We start from the raw sequence: 19,616 nt of genomic DNA, 5'->3' as shown, positions 1-19,616 counted from the left end.
GTTTACTGCTTGCCCAACGCAAAGTTGGGCAACGCCCCCAGCGGCTGGTTGAACTGATACGGAATCGACACCAGCCCCATCCCGGTGTTGCGCTGCACCACAAAGTGCAGGTGCGGGCCGCTGCTGTTGCCAGTGTTGCCGGACAGCGCCAGCGGACTGCCCACCGCCACTCGCTGCCCCTCGCGCACACTCACCGACCCTTGCTTGAGATGCAGGTACACGCCCATCGTGCCGTCGTCGTGCAGGATCCGCACGAAGTTGCCGGACGGATCGGTGCCGCGCCCGTTCTGGGAATTCTCGGTCTTCACCACCACCCCGGCTCGCGCCGCAATGATCGGCGTACCGACCGGCATGGCAATGTCCATCGCGTATTTGTTCTTCGGCCCGAAGTGGCTGTAATCGCCATTGGCGCCCTGACTCAGTCGGAAAGGCCCGCCACGCCACGGAAACGGATAGCGATAGCCCTGAGCCGCGCCAGCGGGGTCACCGAGGGAATACTGGAACATCGGCGTGTACACCAGCGGCTTGCCACCGGATACCGCCGTCAGCAGCGCCAGCCGCGTATTGCTGCGCGCCGGCAACACCCGGCGGATCGTTTGCGCCGGAGCACCACGCACGTTGCTCATCCCGGTAAACGCCAGCGCAACCTCGACCGGCGCGTACAGGTCGTTGCGCACGAACACCACGTCCGCGCCCTTCTGCTTCTTGATGTCGAGATAGACTTGGCGCTCCAGGCGCTCGACCATCCGGTCCTGAAACACGAACACCTGGGAGCCTTTGCTCGGACGGTCGCTGTACGAAACCACTCCGTTGGCATCGGTGGATTTGTAGATCGTCATGGCCACAGTCGAGGTGGAGGCCATGAACAGACCACAGAAAAACAGCAGGCGCAGGGGCATGGGCAAAAGTTCTGTCGAGTAAGGCCTGGGAATGAGCCTAGCAGCTGAAGCAGACCAGGCTAGTCGACAGATGTTTCAAATTGGGCAACGCGAGAGATGGGTGGTGGTTTTGATGGCCCCATCGTCAGCAGGCTGGCTCCCACAAGTTCGGTGTGAACCCTGTGGGAGCCCGCCTGCTGGCGATGGCGGACGGTCAGGCGACGAAGATTACGCGCCCGGAACGAAGTGCTTCTGCGCCGTGCCGCGGGCGATCAGGCGGGAGATGTAGTCGAGCTTCTGCGCGTCCTGGTCGACGAAACGGAAGGTCAGTTGCAGCCAGTCGCTGTCGGGTTTCGGCTCGTGGGCGACGACGGCGTGCAGGTAGCCGTTGAGGCGGGCGATTTCGGCGTTGTCGCCCTGCTCCAGATCGAGCACGGCGCTGTCGAGGATCTGCGGCAGGGTGTCGGTGCGTTTCACCACCAGCAGCGCTTCCTTGATGCTCAGGGCCTTGATCACGCATTGCTGGGTGCCGCTCGGCAGGCGCAGTTGGCCCTGACCGCGACCGCTGGCCGGAGCGCTCGAGGCTGCCGGGGCTTTCACAGGCGGGCTGTTGAGCAGGCCACGCTGTGGCGCGGCGGCAGGTGCCGGGGCCGCAGCGGCAGGCTTGGCAAACGGATTCACAGCCGCAGCAGTCGGTGCGGAACCGACCACGGCAGCCTTGCCGCCGGTCAATGCGCTCAAAGAGTCGTTGCCGAACGCCGAGTTCATCTTGGTCGGGGCGCTGTTCATCAGGGTGTCGAGCTTGCCGACCTTGTTCAGGGCCTGCTTGACCTTGGTCAGCAGTTGCTCGTTGGTGAACGGCTTGCTGACGTAACCGGTGACACCGGCCTGGATCGCCTGCACGACGTTTTCCTTGTCGCCCCGGCTGGTGACCATGATGAACGGCATGGTCTTGAGGTTGTCCTGCTCACGGCACCAGGTCAGCAGTTCGAGGCCGGACATTTCCGGCATTTCCCAGTCGCACAGCACCAGGTCGAAGGCTTCCTTGGCCAGCATGGCCTGGGCCTTCTTGCCGTTGATGGCGTCCTCGGTGCGGATCCCCGGGAAGTAATTACGCAGGCACTTTTTCACCAGGTCACGAATGAACGATGCATCGTCCACGACCAACACACTGATCTTGCTCATCCAACACCCCTATTAAAATCCCGGCAAGCATAACGCTGGCTGATGGCACATTGCCAAAACTCTTCAGTCACGCCGGGACTTTTCGTTCGCGGGTGCTGCTTTTTAATTCGCTTCTGCCTATGAAAAGCAGAAACAAAAACGCCCGGCCAAAGGGCCGGGCGCTTTTCTCAGGCAATCTTACTTATCGTCAGCATCGCCCGGAACATTAGCGGTTTCGCCACTTGTCCCTTCAACTTCTTCCTTCATGCGCTTGAGGCCCATGTGGCGCACATCGGTGCCGCGCACCAGGTAAATCACAAGCTCCGAGATGTTGCGCGCGTGGTCGCCGATCCGCTCCAGCGAACGCAGCACCCAGATAATGCTCAAGACCCGCGAGATAGAGCGCGGGTCTTCCATCATGTAGGTCGCCAGCTCGCGCAGGGCGGTCTTGTATTCGCGGTCGATGATCTTGTCGTACTGCGCCACCGACAGCGCCAGATCGGCGTCGAAACGGGCAAAGGCGTCCAGTGCATCACGGACCATGTTGCGCACCTGGTCGCCGATGTGACGCACTTCGACGTAACCGCGCGGCGCTTCGCCTTCTTCGCACAACTGAATCGCACGACGGGCGATCTTGGTCGCTTCGTCACCGATGCGCTCCAGGTCGATCACCGACTTGGAGATGCTGATGATCAGACGCAGGTCGGAGGCCGCCGGCTGACGACGGGCCAGAATGCGCAGGCATTCTTCGTCGATGTTGCGTTCCATCTGGTTGATCTGGTCGTCGATCTCGCGCACTTGCTGGGCCAGGCCCGAGTCGGCCTCGATCAGCGCGGTGACCGCGTCGTTGACCTGCTTCTCGACCAGCCCGCCCATGGCCAGCAGGTGGCTGCGCACTTCTTCCAGTTCGGCGTTGAACTGCGCGGAAATGTGATGGGTAAGGCCTTCTTTACTAATCATGTTGGCGTCCTTGGAGCGTCCGGTAAGGTGCGGCGGGCCGCAGCGTCAATTCTGTGAATAACCCGCAACTGTCAGCCGTAACGACCGGTGATGTAGTCCTCGGTCTGCTTCTTGGCCGGATTGGTGAACAGGGTATCGGTGTCGCCGAATTCCACCAGTTTGCCCATGTACATGAACGCCGTGTAGTCGGACACCCGCGCCGCCTGCTGCATGTTGTGGGTCACGATGACGATGGTGAACTTGGATTTGAGCTCGTAGATCAGCTCTTCGACTTTCAGGGTCGAGATCGGGTCGAGGGCCGAGCACGGTTCGTCGAGCAGTAGCACTTCCGGTTCCACGGCGATGGTACGGGCGATCACCAGACGCTGTTGCTGACCACCGGACAGGCCGAGTGCCGAGTCATGCAGACGGTCTTTGACTTCGTCCCACAGGGCCGCGCCTTTCAGTGCCCACTCGACGGCTTCGTCGAGGATGCGCTTCTTGTTGATGCCCTGGATGCGCAAGCCGTAGACCACGTTCTCGTAGATGGTTTTCGGGAACGGGTTAGGCTTCTGGAACACCATGCCGACCCGGCGACGCAGCTCGGCCACGTCTTCGCCCTTGCGGTAGATGTTGTTGCCGTACAGGTTGATCGCGCCTTCGACGCGGCAGCCGTCCACCAGGTCGTTCATGCGGTTGAAGGTCCGCAGCAGCGTGGACTTGCCGCAGCCGGACGGGCCGATGAAGGCGGTCACGCGCTGTTTCGGGATGTTCATGCTGACGTCGAACAGTGCTTGTTTCTCGCCGTAGTACAGGCTCAGGCCCGGCACTTCGATGGCCACGGTTTCCTGCTCGAGGTTCAGGCTCTGCTTGTCGCGGCCCAGGGCAGACATGTTGATGCCGTGGGTATGTGTTTCGTGCTGCATGGGAGATCCCCTGTGCTAACAAATTCGGTTCGGTTGGCTGCCGGTATACAGGCCGGCAGCCCTTCAATTCTTGTGACGGCGATCAGCTGTCCAGCGCCTTGTACTTCTCGCGCAAGTGGTTACGGATGTACACCGCCGACAGGTTCAGAGTGGCGATCACCAGCACCAGCAACAGCGCCGTGGCGTACACCAGCGGCCGTGCGGCCTCAACGTTCGGGCTCTGGAAGCCGACGTCGTAGATGTGGAAGCCCAGGTGCATGATCTTCTGATCCAGGTGCAGGTACGGGTAGTTGCCGTCCACCGGCAGCGACGGCGCCAGTTTCACCACACCCACCAGCATCAGCGGCGCCACTTCACCGGCGGCGCGAGCCACGGCGAGGATCATGCCGGTCATCATGGCCGGACTGGCCATCGGCAGAACGATCTTCCACAGGGTTTCAGCCTTGGTCGCGCCGAGGGCCAGCGAGCCTTCACGCACGGTGCGCGGGATACGCGCCAGACCTTCTTCTGTTGCCACGATCACCACCGGCACCGCCAGCAGCGCCAGGGTCAACGAAGCCCAGAGCAGACCCGGCGTACCGAAGGTCGGTGCCGGCAGCGCTTCAGGGAAGAACAGACGGTCGAGCGAGCCACCGAGCACGTAGACGAAGAAGCCCAGACCGAACACGCCGTAAACAATCGCCGGAACACCCGCCAGGTTGTTCACCGCGATCCGGATCACCCGGGTCAGGGTGTTCTGCTTGGCGTATTCACGCAGGTACACCGCCGCCAGCACGCCGAACGGGGTCACGATCATCGCCATGATCAGGGTCATCATCACGGTGCCGAAGATCGCCGGGAAAATCCCGCCTTCGGTGTTCGCTTCACGCGGGTCGTCGGACAGGAATTCCCAGACCTTGCTGAAGTAGAAACCGATCTTGGTGAACGTACCCATCGCGTTCGGCTGGTAGGCGTGAACCACTTTGCCCAAGCCGATTTCGATTTCCTTGCCGTTGGCATCACGAGCGGTCAAGGCGTCACGGTTGAACTGCGCGTGCAGATCGGCCAGACGGGCTTCGATGTCCTGATAACGGGCGTTCAGCTCGGCGCGCTCGGATTCCATGTCCGCTTGCGCGGTGGCGTCGAGTTTGCCTTCCAGCTCCAGCTTGCGACCGTGCAGACGGATGCGCTCGAGGCCGGCGTTGATCGCGCCGATGTCGGTTTTTTCCAGCGACTTGAGCTGCGCCGCGAGGCCGCTCACACGGTTGATCCGCGCTTGCAGTTCAGGCCAGGCCGCTTCGCCTTCGGCGATCACCTTGCCGTCCTGTTTGACGTTGACCAGGTAGCCGTAGAAGTTGCCCCACTCACGACGCTCCAGCGCCATCAGTTCCACCGGCGTGGTCTGGTTGGTCAGCCACTCGCCGACGATCCAGGTGAAGTCGTTGCCGTTCAGGTCACGGTTGCCGACCTTGATCAGCTCGCGGGTCATGAATTCCGGACCTTCGTCCGGCACCGGCAGGCCGGCGCTCTTCAGACGGGCGCGTGGCACTTCTTCTTTCTGCACCACTTCGCCCACGACCAGATGCTGGCCCTGGCCCGGTACGTCATAGCTGGCGTGGATCAGATCCGCCGGCCAGAAGTGACCCAGACCGCGCACGGCGATCACCGCCAGCAGGCCAATGGTCATGATGACCGCGATGGACACCGCGCCGCCGCTGATCCAGACGCCGGGGGCGCCGCTCTTGAACCATCCTTTCAGGGAGTTCTGTTTCACAGACTTCTACCTTTGCTTAAAGCGACGAGTATTTCTTGCGCAGACGCTGACGAATCAGTTCCGCGAGGGTGTTCATGACGAAGGTGAACAACAGCAGCACCAGCGCCGAGAGGAACAGCACGCGGTAGTGGCTGCCGCCGACTTCCGACTCCGGCATTTCCACCGCGACGTTGGCGGCCAGGGTGCGCAGGCCTTCGAACAGGTTCATTTCCATGACCGGGGTGTTGCCGGTGGCCATCAGCACGATCATGGTTTCGCCGACCGCACGGCCCATGCCGATCATCAGCGCCGAGAAGATGCCCGGGCTGGCGGTCAGGATCACCACGCGAGTCATGGTCTGCCACGGCGTGGCACCGAGGGCCAGCGAGCCCAGGGTCAGGCCGCGCGGCACGCTGAACACGGCGTCTTCGGCGATCGAGTAGATGTTCGGGATCACCGCAAAACCCATGGCCAGACCGACCACCAGAGCGTTGCGCTGGTCGTAGGTGATGCCCAGGTCGTGGGAGATCCACATGCGCATATCACCGCCGAAGAACCAGTTCTCCATGAACGGGCTCATGTACAGCGACAGCCAGCCCACGAACAGGATCACCGGGATCAGCAACGCACTTTCCCAGCCGTCCGGGACTTTCAGGCGGATCGATTCAGGCAGACGGCTGAAGGTGAAACCGGCGATCAGGATGCCGATCGGCAGCAACATCAGCAGGCTGAAGATGCCCGGCAGATGCCCTTCTACATACGGTGCGAGGAACAGGCCGGCGAAGAAGCCGAGGATCACCGTCGGCATCGCTTCCATCAGCTCGATCACCGGCTTGACCTTGCGGCGCATGCCCGGGGCCATGAAGTACGCGGTGTAGATCGCAGCGGCGACGGCCAGCGGTGCCGCCAGCAGCATCGCGTAGAACGCGGCTTTCAGGGTGCCGAAGGTCAGTGGCGACAGGCTCAGTTTCGGTTCGAAATCGGTGTTGGCCGCAGTCGATTGCCAGACGTATTTAGGCTCGTCGTAGTTCTCGTACCAGACCTTGCTCCACAGCGCGCTCCACGAGACTTCCGGGTGCGGGTTGTCGAGCAGCAGCGGTTGCAGCTTGCCGCCGGCTTCGACGATCACGCGGTTGGCACGCGGCGACAGACCGAACAGGCCCTGGCCTTCGACCACTTGATCAACCAGCAAGGTGCGGTGCGCGGTGCTGTGGAACACGCCGAGCTTGCCGCTGGCATCCAGGGCCAGGAAGCCCTTGCGACGTTCTTCGGCGGAAATTTCAACGATCGGCGTGGTGCCCATCTGGAAGGTGCGGATCTGCTTCAGGCGCAGCTCGCCATCGGTGTCGCGGGCCATGAACCACTGGGCCAGGCTACCTTTGGAGTCACCGACGATCAGCGAGATGCCACCGACCAGTTGCGTGGTCGCAGTGACTTCAGCGTCAGCGTTTTCCAGCAGTTTGTAGCGACCGTTGAGGCTCTTGTCGCGCAGGCTGAACACGTCGGCCTGGGCACGTCCGTTGACCACGTACAGCCACTGCTGGCGCGGGTCGACGAAGATGTTTTTCACAGGTTCAGTCATCTGCGGCAGATCGATACGTTTTTGCTCGTTGGTGACTTCGCCGGTCATCATGTTTTCTTCGCTGGTCAGCGACAGCACATTGAGTTGCGAACCGGTGGAACCGACCAGCATCAGGGTCGAATCGGTGGCGTTGAGGCTGACGTGCTCCAGCGCACCGCCGCTTTCGTTCAGCGCGATCGGTGCATCGCCATACGGATACTCGATGGCCGGGGTGATGGTTTTCTTGCCATCCGGGTAGCTGACTTTATAAGTGTGACGGAACACCAGCGCCTGACCATTGGACAGACCCACGGCCACCAGCGGATGGCCCGGCTGGTCTTCGCCGATGGAGGTCACACTGGCGCCTGCCGGCAAGGGCAGATCGACGCGCTTCAATTCAGCGCCACTGTCGATGTCGAAGAACAGCGCCTGGCCCTTGTCGGAAACGCGCATGGCCACCTGATTCTGCTCTTCGAGCGAAATCATCAGCGGCTTGCCGGCGTCCTGCATCCAGGCCGGGGTGATTGCATCTTTCGCGCTCAGGTCAGCACCCTTGAACAGCGGCGCGACCACGTAGGCGAGGAAGAAGAAGATCAGGGTGATGGCTGCCAGCACCGCCAGACCGCCGACGAGGACGTACCAGCGAGTGAAGCGATCCTTGAGCGCGCGAATGCGGCGCTTGCGTTGCAACTCAGGCGTATTGAAGTCAATGCGCTTGGGAGGGTTCGTAGTCATTTTGGAATTGGCCAGATCATTCATGCGCACACCCTAGCGATCCTGTATGACAGAAAGATGACAATGCAGTGACGCACCAAATCCGCCGCCAGCAGGGCACTGGCAGTGGATAGAAGAATTCGGGGAGTGTGGGGGCCGGGCCGCTTGCGGGCCGGGCCCCACACGTGAGTCAGGCGGGGTTCACCCCTGACTCAGTTTGTTACTTTTTTGCGACTTCAGCGCCGCCTTCCTGCAGACCCAGGTCAGCCAGTGCTTTTGCAGCAACCTTGGCTGGCAGCGGGATGTAGCCGTCTTTCACGACCACTTCCTGGCCCTGTTTCGACAGAACCAGTTTCACGAACTCGGCTTCCAGCGGGGCCAGAGGCTTGTTCGGGGCTTTGTTGACGTACACGTACAGGAAACGCGACAGCGGGTACTTGCCGTTCAGGGCGTTTTCTTCGGTGTCTTCGATGAAGTCAGTGCTGCCCTTCTTCGACAGAGCAACGGTTTTCACGCTGGCGGTCTTGTAGCCGATGCCCGAGTAACCGATGCCGTTCAGCGAGGAGCTGATCGACTGCACGACCGAAGCCGAACCTGGTTGCTCGTTGACGTTAGGCTTGTAGTCGCCTTTGCACAGGGCTTCTTCCTTGAAGTAGCCGTACGTGCCGGATACCGAGTTGCGACCGAACAGTTGAACCGGCTTGTTGGCCAGGTCGCCGGTCACGCCCAGGTCGCCCCAGGTTTTCACGTCGGTCTTGGCGCCGCACAGACGGGTGGACGAGAAGATCGCGTCAACCTGTTCCATGGTCAGGTGCTGGATCGGGTTGTCCTTGTGTACGAAAACAGCCAGGGCGTCCACGGCAACCGGGATAGCGGTTGGCTTGTAGCCGTATTTCTGTTCGAAGGCCGCCAGTTCGGTGTCCTTCATTTTGCGGCTCATCGGGCCCAGGTTGGAGGTGCCTTCAGTCAGCGCAGGTGGCGCGGTGGCGGAGCCAGCGGCCTGAATCTGGATGTTTACGTTCGGGTATTCTTTTTTGTAGTTCTCAGCCCAGAGGGTCATGAGGTTGGCCAGGGTATCGGAGCCGACGCTGGACAGGTTGCCCGACACACCAGTGGTCTTGGTGTAGCTCGGGATAGCAGGGTCAACAGCGGCAACCGCGTTGGCAGTCGCAACGCCAGCAGCGACAAAAGTCATTGCCGCCATCAAACGCTTCAGTTTCATGCCTTACTCCTAGCAGATAGGGTGTGTTAAGTCGGGGCCAAGTATCAGCAGGCCGTGTGAACACTCTATGGCTGAAATATGACAATTGGATGAAAGGCCAGCATCCCTGTCGGAAGGCTGGCCTTTCAGTTGTAACGGCAAGTGTGAAGATGACTCAGCGACCTTTGCTCCAGAGCCACGCGCCGACCAGGATCCCCATCCCGCAAAGCACCGCCACATAGTAGGCAGGCCCCATCGCGCTTTCTTTCAGCAACAGGCTGACCACCATCGGCGTCAGGCCGCCGAAGATGGCGTAGGCGACGTTATAAGAGAAGGACAGACCGCTGAAGCGCACTACCGGCGGGAATGCTTTCACCATCACATAAGGCACCGCGCCGATGGTGCCGACCAGGAAACCGGTCAACGCATACAGCGGGAACAGCCAGTTCGGGTGATCGGCGAGGCTGTGATAGAAGGTCCAGGAACTGGCCAGCAAACCCAGGCAACCGAACACGAACACGCGACCGGCACCGAAGCGATCCGCCAGTGCGCCGGAAATGATGCAGCCCAGGCTCAGGAACACGATCGCCAGGCTGTTGGATTGCAGCGCGGTGGTCGGCGAGAAGTGATAGACCGTTTGCAGCACGGTCGGGGTCATCAGGATCACCACGACGATACCGGCAGACAGCAACCAGGTCAGCAGCATCGACACCGCGATCGCCCCGCGATGGTCACGCAGCACCGCGCGCAGCGGCACTTCTTCGGCCAGCGCCTTGCGTTGTTGCAGTTCGGCGAACACCGGAGTTTCGTGCAGCCAGCGGCGCAGGTAGACCGAGAACAGACCGAACACGCCACCCAGCAGGAACGGGATCCGCCAGGCGTAATCCGAAACTTCCACAGGCGTATAAATGCTGTTGATCGCGGTGGCGACCAGCGAACCGAGGAGGATGCCCGCCGTCAGGCCACTGGTCAGGGTGCCGCAGGCGTAGCCGATGTGCTTGCCGGGTACGTGTTCGGAAACGAAGACCCACGCCCCCGGCACCTCACCGCCGATCGCCGCGCCCTGAATGACGCGCATCAACAGCAGCAGGATCGGCGCCCACAGGCCGATCTGCGCGTAGGTCGGCAGCAGCCCCATGATCAGGGTCGGCACGGCCATCATGAAAATGCTCAGGGTGAACATCTTCTTGCGTCCCAGCAGGTCGCCGAAGTGCGCCATCACTATCCCGCCCAGCGGCCGCGCGAGGTAGCCGGCGGCGAAGATGCCGAAGGTCTGCATCAGGCGCAGCCACTCGGGCATGTCGGCCGGGAAGAACAATTTGCCGACCACGGTGGCGAAGAACACGAAGATGATGAAATCGTAAAACTCCAGCGCGCCCCCCAGGGCCGATAGCGACAGAGTCTTGTAGTCATTGCGGGTCAACGGTCGTGCGGGTTGGTCGGGCTGCGCGAGGCTCGAGGGCGCTGTGGTCATGGCAAGGTCTTCTCTTATAGTCGGATCTGCCGCCACAACAACGCTGGCTGTGGCTCGGGCAGGTTCGGCACCATAGCAAATTGTTCGAAAAAGCACATAGAGGCGCGTATTTGCCGGTCGAAATCAGAACCGGACGGTCGTCGCGGAGTCTACCGACCGATATACTCGCAACCTTGCTCCGGTTTGTAAGGGGTTGCTGTGCGAAAACGTCGTTGGCCCGACCCTTGCTCGGGATTAGCCGGTTTCGCAGAGTTTCTCCTTAGGCGCCTGATGGAAAACGTGACGAACGTAGTATGTTCGGTGCTGAATCGTTTTTCCCGAAGACGGCTACCACCAGCAATACCCAACGAAGAGTCACGGGTCAGAGGCACCCCCGGCATGATAGAGCTCGAACAAGAAGATCCGATCCCGCAAGGCGACCTGGCCCTGCAAATCACCGCGCTTCCTCGCGAAACCAACGGCTTCGGCGATATTTTCGGCGGCTGGCTGGTGGCGCAGATGGACCTGGCCGGCACTGCCATGGCCAGCCGTGTTGCCGGCGGCCGTGTCGCGACCGTGGCCATCGATCGCATGGCGTTTCTGGTGCCGGTGGCTGTCGGCGCGCAATTGTCCTTTTATACCCAGACCCTGGAAATCGGCCGCAGCTCGATCCAGATGATGGTCGAGGTGTGGAGCGACGACCCGCTGTCCAGCGAGTGGCGTAAAGTGACCGAAGCGGTGTTCGTGTTCGTTGCCATCGATGGCAGCGGCCGCACCCGTTCGGTTCCGCCACGCGCACGTTAAACCTCGCGGCCGTTTCACGGTCGATAGTCGTCCAAGTTGCTGATCGAGAGTTGTCCCATGAACACGCCAAACGTTGAAGCCGTGAAACTGGATGAACTGAACTGCTGGCGCATTCGCCACGGTCAGGCCGAAGTGCTGGTGGCCCAGCAAGGCGCGCACATCCTCAGTTATCAGGTGGACGGCCAGCCGCCACTGATCTGGCTGAACGACAAGGCCGTGTTCAAGACCGGCAAGAGCATCCGCGCCGGCGTGCCGGTGTGCTGGCCGTGGTTCGGCGTCTTCGCCCGCAACCCGCAGAGCGTGCAGGCGATGCGCGTCAGCGAAGAACCGGCCGCCGCCCACGGGTTTGTCCGGGCGATGGATTGGGAACTGGGCGGTATCGAAACCGAAGGTGAAAGCCTCAAGGTCGAGTTCACACTGCCCTACCCCGAAGGCGGTTTTCCGGGCTGGCCGCATCAGGTCGACCTGACCCTGACCCTGCGCCTCGACGATCAGTTGCACATCAGCCTGACCAGCCACAACCGTGGCGCCGACACCGTCAGCATCAGCCAGGCGCTGCACAGCTATTTCGCGGTCAGCGATGTGCGCAACGTGCGCGTTGAAGGCGTGGATGGCCTGGATTACATCGAGACCCTCGACGACTGGAAGACTCACACCCAGCAAGGCGACCTGCGTTTTGCCGGGGAGACCGACCGTATCTACCTCGACGCTCCACCGCAACTGAACATCGTCGACCCGGCCTGGGAACGGCGCATCGTGCTGACCGCTACGGGCTCACGTACGGCGGTGATCTGGAACCCGTGGATCGACCGCGCCGCCGCGTTCAGCGACATGGACAACGACGGCTGGCAGCGCATGCTCTGCATCGAAACGGCAAACGTGATGGATGACATCGTGACCCTCGCGCCGGATGCCCGCCACACCATGGGTGTCAGCGTCGGCAGCAAGCCGCTCTGAAAACAAAAACGCAGCCCTGAGGCTGCGTTTTTTTTGCGGGTCTGAATTACAGATCCGATTCCTGCACCACCCGCACCTTGTCCGCCTCCAGCGCATACGCCGCATCGGCCAGATCATTGCTGACCTTCTCGATCTTTAGCGTGCCGGTCACCCACAGCGGCGTGTAGATGTCATCCAGCTTCAAGCCTTTCGGATAACGCACCAGCACCAGTTGATTCGGCGGCGGTGGCGGCACGTGGATGCACGCGCCCGGGTACGGCACGAGGAAGAACAGCGTGCTGCGGCCCTTGGCGTCGGATTCCAGCGGCACCGGATAACCGCCGATGCGGATGTGTTTGTCATTCATCGACGCCACAGTCTTGGTCGAATACATCACCGCCGGCAAACCCTTGGTCTGCTTCATCCCGCCTTTCTGGGTGAAGGTGCCGGTGGCTTCCGGGGAGTTGTGGTCGATTTCAGGCATGGCCTCGAGGGCTTTCTGATCCGACTTGGGCATCAGTTCCAGCCAGTCGGTTTCCGGCAGATCGCCGGCGTGGGCCAGACCGCTGCCCAGCAAAAGGAGAGTCAACAGAAGACGGCGCATGAAGGTGCTCGGTAAAGGATGCTCGAATAAGGAGGGAACGCTGAATCGCCGAGCATTCTAGCCCTCCCCGCCGGGTTGGCAGAGAGGGCTTTGTCGCTTTGGATCAGTTCTTTTTGATCAGGCCGTAGATCACCAGCAGCACGATCGCGCCGACCAGCGCGCCGATGAAGCCGGCGCCCTGACCCGCCTGATAGATGCCCAGGGCCTGGCCGCCGTAAGTGGCTGCCAGCGAACCGCCGATACCGAGCAGGATGGTCATGATCCAGCCCATGCTGTCATCGCCCGGTTTCAGGAACCGCGCCAGCAGGCCGACGATGAGGCCGATAAAGATGGTTCCGATAATTCCCATGGCATTTCCCTCTGATTAAGTGGCTATGCGAAAGCCTAGTCAGACTTTCGCATCCTGCCATGAGAGAACGGCGGCCCTTTAATGGTTCCGCCGCTGCCAGATGAAACTGTCGTTACTCGGCGATCAGCGCTTCGACCTTGAGGATCTGCTGCTCGAGGGTCGCCTTGTCCTTGCAGCGCAGGTTGGCGTGACCGACCTTGCGTCCGGCCTTGAAGGCCTTGCCGTAGTGATGCAGGTGGCAATCGTCGATGGCGATGACCTTCTCGACCGGCGGAACCACACCGATGAAGTTGAGCATCGCGCTCTCGCCGACCTTGGCAGTCGAACCCAACGGCAGACCGGCAACGGCCCGCAGGTGGTTTTCGAACTGGCTGCACTCGGCGCCTTCGGTGGTCCAGTGCCCGGAGTTGTGCACGCGCGGGGCGATTTCGTTGGCCTTGAGGCCACCGTCGACTTCAAAGAACTCGAACGCCATCACGCCGACGTAGTTCAGCTGCTTGAGCACGCGGCTGGAATAGTCTTCGGCCAGGGCTTGCAGCGGGTGATCGGTGCTGGCAACGGACAGCTTGAGGATGCCGCTGTCGTGGGTGTTGTGCACCAATGGATAGAACTTGGTCTCGCCATCACGGGCACGCACGGCGATCAGCGACACTTCGCCGGTGAACGGCACGAAGCCTTCCAGCAGGCAGGCCACGCTGCCCAGCTCGGCGAACGTACCGACCACGTCTTCCGGCTTGCGCAGGACTTTCTGGCCCTTGCCGTCGTAACCCAGAGTACGGGTTTTCAGCACGGCCGGCAGACCGATCGACGCAACGGCGGCGTCCAGGTCGGCTTGCGACTGGATGTCGGCGAACGCCGGGGTCGGAATCCCCAGGTCCTTGAACATGCTCTTTTCAAACCAGCGGTCGCGAGCGATGCGCAGGGCTTCGGCGCTCGGGTAGACCGGCACGAATTGCGAAAGGAAGGCCACGGTTTCAGCCGGAACGCTTTCGAACTCGAAGGTCACCAGATCGACTTCATCGGCCAACTGGCGCAGATGATCCTGATCGCCGTAATCGGCCCGCAGGTGTTCGCCCAGCGCAGCGGCGCAAGCGTCCGGCGCAGGGTCGAGGAAAGCGAAGTTCATGCCCAGCGGGGTGCCCGCCAGGGCCAACATGCGACCCAACTGGCCGCCACCGATTACACCGATCTTCATCTCAACAACCTCAGGCAATACGTGGGTCTGGATTGTCCAGGACGCTGTCTGTCTGCTCGGCACGGAAGGTTTTCAGTACCGCGTGGAATTGTGGATGCTTGGCGCCCAGGATGCTCGCCGACAGCAGCGCTGCGTTGATCGCACCGGCCTTGCCGATGGCCAGGGTGGCAACCGGAATACCGGCCGGCATCTGCACGATCGACAGCAGCGAGTCGACGCCCGAAAGCATCGCCGACTGCACCGGAACGCCCAGCACCGGCAGGTGGGTCTTGGCCGCACACATGCCTGGCAGGTGGGCTGCGCCACCGGCACCGGCGATGATCACCTCGATGCCGCGGCCTTCAGCCTCTTCGGCGTACTGGAACAGCAGATCCGGGGTGCGGTGGGCGGAAACCACCTTGACCTCGTAAGGGATGCCGAGCTTTTCCAGCATATCGGCGGTGTGGCTAAGGGTGGACCAATCGGACTTGGAGCCCATGATCACGCCAACCAGTGCACTCATCGTCGCGCCTCTTCTCTCTGGGCGCCCGCAGGCGCGTCAAAAACAACAAGCCACGCAGGATGCGTGGCTTGTTGTAGGAAAAATGGCCGGACGAACCGGCCGAAGGCCGCGCAGTATACCGCAAAGAAAGCAATAAACAGCCCCCGTTGCGACCATCTGTCATCTGCCGCAAAAGCCCGGTTTTATTGACTCGAAGGTCAGTGGCCGGGACATGTTTCACGCACCGGCCGGACCTTGCGCCGCACCGCCTTCCAGCTTGCGCCACAACAACCGCACATTGGCCTTGCGCACCAGCGCGCAGCGGTACAGGCGAATCTCCAGCGGCACATGCCATTGCGGGCCGCCACAAACTACCAGTTCGCCCCGGGCCAGCTCGGCCCGCACACTCAGTTGCGGCACCCAGGCAATGCCGAGGCCTTCCAGCGCCATGCTTTTCAGGCTGTCGGCCATGGCCGTTTCATAGATCGTGGTGAAGCGCAGCTGACGCTGGCGCAGCAAACCATTCACCGAACGCCCCAGAAACGCGCCGGCGCTGTACGCCAGCAACGGCACACTGCCCTCGCCTTCCAGATCGAACAGCGGCTTGCCATTGGCATCTGCCGCACATACCGGAAGCATTTCGGTCTGGCCCAGGTGCAGCGACGGGAAGATTTCCGGGTCCATCTGCATCGCCGCGTCCGGGTCGTAGAACGCCAGCATCAGATCGCAGCCACCTTCACGCAGCGCGTGAACCGCGTCGCCAACGTTGGTCGCCACCAGCCGGGTGGCGATGTTCAGGCCTTCGTTGCGCAGTTGCGCGATCCAGCGCGGGAAGAAACCGAGTGCCAGCGAGTGCGCCGCCGCTACTTGAATTACTTCGCCCTGCCCGCCTTCCAGATGATGAAGATGGCGCAGCACTTCACCGAGCTGTTCGACCACCGTGCGCGCGGTCACCAGGAACAGTTGCCCCGCCGCCGTCAGCTCGATCGGCGTACGCGAGCGGTTGACCAGCGTCAGGCCCAGCGCCGCTTCCAGGCTGCGGATCCGCCGACTGAAAGCCGGCTGGGTCACGAAGCGCCGTTCGGCCGCCTGCGAGAAGCTGCGGGTGGCGGCCAGAGCACTGAAGTCCTCGAGCCATTTGCTTTCCAGATTCATCACGTCCTCCCGGACACGCACCAAAACAGGTCACACGTCTGCCGCGCACGCGGCGTCACACGGGCATTATGCCGAATGTGCATAGGGCAGTGTTTAACAGCATTGGCCCAAAAATTCCCACAAGCCTAGCATTCGCAGCGTTCCGGCACAGACCGGGTCCATATCGAGATGATTTCTATCATGTCCTCCGCTGCATCATTCCGCACAGAAAACGACCTGCTTGGCGCCCTCGAAGTCCCTGCTCAAGCGTATTACGGCATCCAGACCCTGCGAGCGGTGAACAACTTCCGCCTCTCGGGCGTTCCGATTTCGCACTACCCGAAGCTGGTTGTCGGTCTGGCGATGGTCAAACAGGCCGCCGCTGACGCCAACCGCGAGCTGGGTCACCTGAGCGAAGCCAAGCACGCTGCCATCAGCGAAGCCTGTGCACGTCTGATCCGCGGCGATTTCCACGAAGAGTTCGTGGTCGACATGATTCAAGGTGGCGCCGGTACCTCCACCAACATGAACGCCAACGAAGTGATCGCCAACATTGCTCTTGAAGCGATGGGTCACCAGAAAGGCGAGTACCAGTACCTGCACCCGAACGACGACGTGAACATGGCGCAGTCGACCAACGACGCCTACCCGACCGCGATCCGTCTGGGTCTGCTGCTGGGTCACGACGCGCTGCTGGCCAGCCTCGACAGCCTGATTCAGGCGTTCGCGGCCAAGGGTGAAGAATTCAACCACGTCCTGAAGATGGGTCGTACCCAGCTGCAAGACGCCGTACCGATGACTTTGGGTCAAGAATTCCGCGCTTTCGCCACCACCATGGGCGAAGACCTGGCCCGTCTGAAGACGCTGGCCCCGGAACTGCTGACCGAAGTGAACCTGGGCGGCACCGCGATCGGTACCGGCATCAACGCCGACCCGCGCTACCAGGCCCTGGCCGTACAGCGTCTGGCGCTGATCAGCGGTCAACCGCTGGTTCCAGCCGCCGACCTGATCGAAGCCACCTCCGACATGGGCGCCTTCGTGCTGTTCTCCGGCATGCTCAAGCGCACCGCGGTCAAGCTGTCGAAGATCTGCAACGACCTGCGCCTGCTGTCCAGCGGCCCGCGCACCGGCATCAACGAAATCAACCTGCCGGCGCGTCAGCCAGGCAGCTCGATCATGCCAGGCAAGGTCAACCCGGTTATTCCGGAAGCCGTGAACCAGGTGGCATTCCAGGTCATCGGTAACGATCTGGCGCTGACCATGGCAGCCGAAGGCGGCCAACTGCAACTGAACGTGATGGAGCCGCTGATCGCTTTCAAGATCCTCGACTCGATCCGCCTGCTGCAACGCGCCATGGACATGCTGCGCGAGCACTGCATCGTCGGCATCACCGCCAACGAAGCGCGCTGCCGCGAACTGGTCGAACACTCGATCGGTCTGGTCACCGCACTGAACCCGTACATCGGCTACAAAAACGCCACCCGCATCGCCCGTATCGCCCTTGAAAGCGGCCGCGGCGTGCTGGAACTGGTGCGCGAAGAGGGTCTGCTCGACGAAGCCATGCTCGCCGACATCCTGCGCCCGGAAAACATGATTGCTCCGCGTCTGGTGCCTCTGAAGGCCTGATCCGACGCGTTACTTGTAGCACCGCTCACCAGGTCGAGGGACTAGACACCTCTCACCTTTTGAGGGCTTGGGGATCATTCCCCAAGCCCTTTTTTTTAACTGTTTGAACCTGAGAACCGTATGTATGGAAGCTGACCGCAAATCAGCTTTCACACAAACCCGACGCCGGTAACGTCGGGTGTTTCAAAGCCTCGTTTCGTCGCTTGCACCACAACCGTGCAGACGGGCGCCGCACTGATCGGTATAGTGCCGCCCCTCTTCGCGTGAGCGGTCGTCGGTAACGAGGCCATAACCCATGCGAAACCCGAACTAATAACAAACCCGCGATATGGATCCGGGACGAAACCCTCGCCTCGCCTGTTGTGCCGCGCGCGCACCGGTGTAACGCGATGTTTCCGACCATCCAGCATTTGCTTACACAATAAACAGCGAGGAAAAATCCATGCTCGAAGTCATCAACGACTTCCTCTCAGGGAAAGTACTGATCGTGCTCATTGTCGGGCTCGGTAGCTACTTCACGATTCGCTCGCGTTTCGTTCAATTGCGCCACTTCTTCCACATGTTCGCGGTGTTCCGCGACAGCCTCAAAGGCAGCGCCGGGCAACTCAGCTCGTTCCAGGCCCTGATGCTCAGCCTCGCCGGCCGCGTCGGTGCAGGCAACATCGCCGGTGTCGGTATCGCCGTGACCCTCGGTGGTCCGGGTGCAGTGTTCTGGATGTGGGTGACCGCTCTGGTCGGCATGTCCAGCAGCTTCTTCGAATGTACGCTGGCCCAGGTCTACAAGCGCGCCGATGGCGACGGCCTGTACCGTGGCGGTCCGGCCTACTACATCCAGCACGGCCTGAAACTCAAAGGCATGGCGGTGGTGTTCTCGATCCTGCTGCTGGTCACCTACGGCTTCGCCTTCATCGGCCTGCAGTCCTACACCGTGACCCACTCGCTGCAAAACGCCTTTGCCTTTGATCCGCAACACACCGGTATCGTCCTGGCTGTGCTGCTGGCCATCACCTTCATCGGCGGCATCAAGCGCATCGCTTCGGTGTCCGACCTGCTGGTACCGATCAAGACCCTGGCCTACATCGGCGTGACCCTGTACGTGATCGGCACCCAGATCGAACACGTGCCAGCCATGCTGGAAACCATCTTCAAGAGCGCCTTCGGTCTCGACCCGGCCTTCGGCGGCCTGCTCGGCAGCGCGATCGTGATGGGTGTGAAGCGTGGCGTGTTCGCCAACGAAGCGGGCCTGGGCAGTGCGCCGAACGTCGCCGCCGTGGCCGCCGTGAAGCACCCGGGCGCTCAAGGCGTGGTTCAGGCGTTCAGCGTGTTCCTCGACACCTTCGTGATCTGCACCTGCACCGCGCTGCTGATCCTGCTGTCGGGCTTCTACACCCCGGGCTTCGAAGGTGACGGCATCGTCCTGACCCAGAACTCGCTGGCCGCCGTGGTTGGTGACTGGGGCCGCATGTTCGTCAGCGTCGCACTGTCGCTGTTCGTCTTCACTTGCATCCTCTACAACTACTACCTGGGCGAAAACAGCCTGCAGTTCCTCACCCGCAACCGCGCTGCGCTGATGACCTTCCGCGGTCTGGTGCTGGCGCTGGTGGTCTGGGGTTCGATGCAAGACCTGTCGACCGTGTTCGCCTTCGCCGACATCACCATGACCTGCCTGGCCTTCGTCAACCTGGTGGCCCTGGCCATGCTGTTCAAGGTCGGCATGCGCGTGATGCGCGACTACGACGCGCAGCGCCGCGCCGGCGTCAGCCAGCCGGTGTTCGACTCCAGCAAGTTCAGCGACCTGGATCTGGACCTGAAAGCCTGGCCGGCCAATCCGTCGACCGACACTCAGGCTGACGCTCAGCCGCAAGGCATCCCCGCAGCGCAACGCTGATCGGGTAAAAACCGGGCGCAGGTCTTGCGCC

Annotated in this window: 17 protein-coding genes; 4 read left to right on the top strand and 13 right to left on the bottom strand. The window is 61.6% G+C overall.

Annotation, left to right across the window (positions count from 1 at the left end):
- Positions 1–2 precede the first annotated feature (2 nt).
- From PMI24_RS12400 to PMI24_RS12365, 8 genes are all read right to left on the bottom strand, one after another.
- Complete coding sequence (locus tag PMI24_RS12400; protein ID WP_007954336.1) at positions 3–899, bottom strand: peptidoglycan DD-metalloendopeptidase family protein; 897 nt, start codon at positions 897–899, stop codon at positions 3–5.
- 207 nt (positions 900–1,106) lie between these two features.
- Positions 1,107–2,063, bottom strand: a complete 957-nt coding sequence (locus tag PMI24_RS12395; RefSeq protein WP_007954335.1) for a response regulator — start codon at positions 2,061–2,063, stop codon at positions 1,107–1,109.
- 177 nt (positions 2,064–2,240) lie between these two features.
- A complete protein-coding gene (gene phoU / locus PMI24_RS12390; RefSeq protein ID WP_007954334.1) occupies positions 2,241–3,002 on the bottom strand; it encodes a phosphate signaling complex protein PhoU in 762 nt (253 codons plus the stop codon).
- A gap of 71 nt (positions 3,003–3,073) precedes the next feature.
- The gene (pstB, locus tag PMI24_RS12385; protein ID WP_007954333.1) at positions 3,074–3,907 is read right to left on the bottom strand and encodes a phosphate ABC transporter ATP-binding protein PstB; all 834 of its coding nucleotides are present in this window, start codon (positions 3,905–3,907) and stop codon (positions 3,074–3,076) included.
- A gap of 82 nt (positions 3,908–3,989) precedes the next feature.
- Positions 3,990–5,660: a phosphate ABC transporter permease PstA gene (gene pstA / locus PMI24_RS12380; protein WP_007954332.1), complete on the bottom strand. Its 1,671-nt coding sequence runs from the start codon at positions 5,658–5,660 to the stop codon at positions 3,990–3,992.
- A 16-nt stretch (positions 5,661–5,676) separates the two neighbouring features.
- Positions 5,677–7,710 (bottom strand): ABC transporter permease subunit, encoded by a 2,034-nt coding sequence (locus tag PMI24_RS12375; protein WP_177323247.1) that lies wholly within the window; start codon positions 7,708–7,710, stop codon positions 5,677–5,679.
- A 424-nt stretch (positions 7,711–8,134) separates the two neighbouring features.
- Entirely contained in the window at positions 8,135–9,136 is a 1,002-nt protein-coding gene (locus PMI24_RS12370; protein WP_007954316.1) for a phosphate ABC transporter substrate-binding protein PstS, read from the bottom strand.
- A 154-nt stretch (positions 9,137–9,290) separates the two neighbouring features.
- The gene (locus PMI24_RS12365; RefSeq protein WP_007954313.1) at positions 9,291–10,589 is read right to left on the bottom strand and encodes an MFS transporter; all 1,299 of its coding nucleotides are present in this window, start codon (positions 10,587–10,589) and stop codon (positions 9,291–9,293) included.
- Positions 10,590–10,967: 378 nt separating this feature from the next.
- On the opposite strand from PMI24_RS12365, the gene PMI24_RS12360 reads away from it, so the two are divergent.
- Positions 10,968–11,372, top strand: a complete 405-nt coding sequence (locus PMI24_RS12360) for an acyl-CoA thioesterase (RefSeq protein ID WP_003229628.1) — start codon at positions 10,968–10,970, stop codon at positions 11,370–11,372.
- 57 nt (positions 11,373–11,429) lie between these two features.
- Positions 11,430–12,329 (top strand): D-hexose-6-phosphate mutarotase, encoded by a 900-nt coding sequence (locus PMI24_RS12355; protein WP_007954310.1) that lies wholly within the window; start codon positions 11,430–11,432, stop codon positions 12,327–12,329.
- A 46-nt stretch (positions 12,330–12,375) separates the two neighbouring features.
- Here the strand turns inward: PMI24_RS12355 and PMI24_RS12350 are convergent, their stop codons facing one another.
- From PMI24_RS12350 to PMI24_RS12330, 5 genes are all read right to left on the bottom strand, one after another.
- A complete protein-coding gene (locus PMI24_RS12350; protein WP_007954308.1) occupies positions 12,376–12,912 on the bottom strand; it encodes a DUF3299 domain-containing protein in 537 nt (178 codons plus the stop codon).
- 103 nt (positions 12,913–13,015) lie between these two features.
- On the bottom strand, positions 13,016–13,261 hold the full coding sequence (locus PMI24_RS12345; protein WP_003229635.1) for a GlsB/YeaQ/YmgE family stress response membrane protein: 246 nt from the start codon (positions 13,259–13,261) through the stop codon (positions 13,016–13,018).
- A 112-nt stretch (positions 13,262–13,373) separates the two neighbouring features.
- Complete coding sequence (locus PMI24_RS12340) at positions 13,374–14,456, bottom strand: 5-(carboxyamino)imidazole ribonucleotide synthase (RefSeq protein ID WP_007954299.1); 1,083 nt, start codon at positions 14,454–14,456, stop codon at positions 13,374–13,376.
- Between the two features lie 10 nt (positions 14,457–14,466).
- Positions 14,467–14,958 (bottom strand): 5-(carboxyamino)imidazole ribonucleotide mutase, encoded by a 492-nt coding sequence (gene purE, locus PMI24_RS12335; RefSeq protein WP_007954291.1) that lies wholly within the window; start codon positions 14,956–14,958, stop codon positions 14,467–14,469.
- 216 nt (positions 14,959–15,174) lie between these two features.
- Positions 15,175–16,092: a LysR substrate-binding domain-containing protein gene (locus tag PMI24_RS12330; protein ID WP_007954288.1), complete on the bottom strand. Its 918-nt coding sequence runs from the start codon at positions 16,090–16,092 to the stop codon at positions 15,175–15,177.
- Positions 16,093–16,272: 180 nt separating this feature from the next.
- Between PMI24_RS12330 and aspA the strand changes: the two genes are divergently transcribed.
- Both aspA and PMI24_RS12320 read left to right on the top strand, forming a co-directional pair.
- Entirely contained in the window at positions 16,273–17,697 is a 1,425-nt protein-coding gene (gene aspA, locus PMI24_RS12325) for an aspartate ammonia-lyase (RefSeq protein WP_003229645.1), read from the top strand.
- A 442-nt stretch (positions 17,698–18,139) separates the two neighbouring features.
- On the top strand, positions 18,140–19,585 hold the full coding sequence (locus PMI24_RS12320) for an alanine/glycine:cation symporter family protein (protein ID WP_007954286.1): 1,446 nt from the start codon (positions 18,140–18,142) through the stop codon (positions 19,583–19,585).
- Positions 19,586–19,616: the final 31 nt, after the last annotated feature.

This window comes from Pseudomonas sp. GM25 (assembly GCF_000282255.1).
GTDB classification, from domain to species: Bacteria; Pseudomonadota; Gammaproteobacteria; order Pseudomonadales; family Pseudomonadaceae; genus Aquipseudomonas; species Aquipseudomonas aphyarum.
This window is presented reverse-complemented; position numbering and strand designations above follow the sequence as displayed.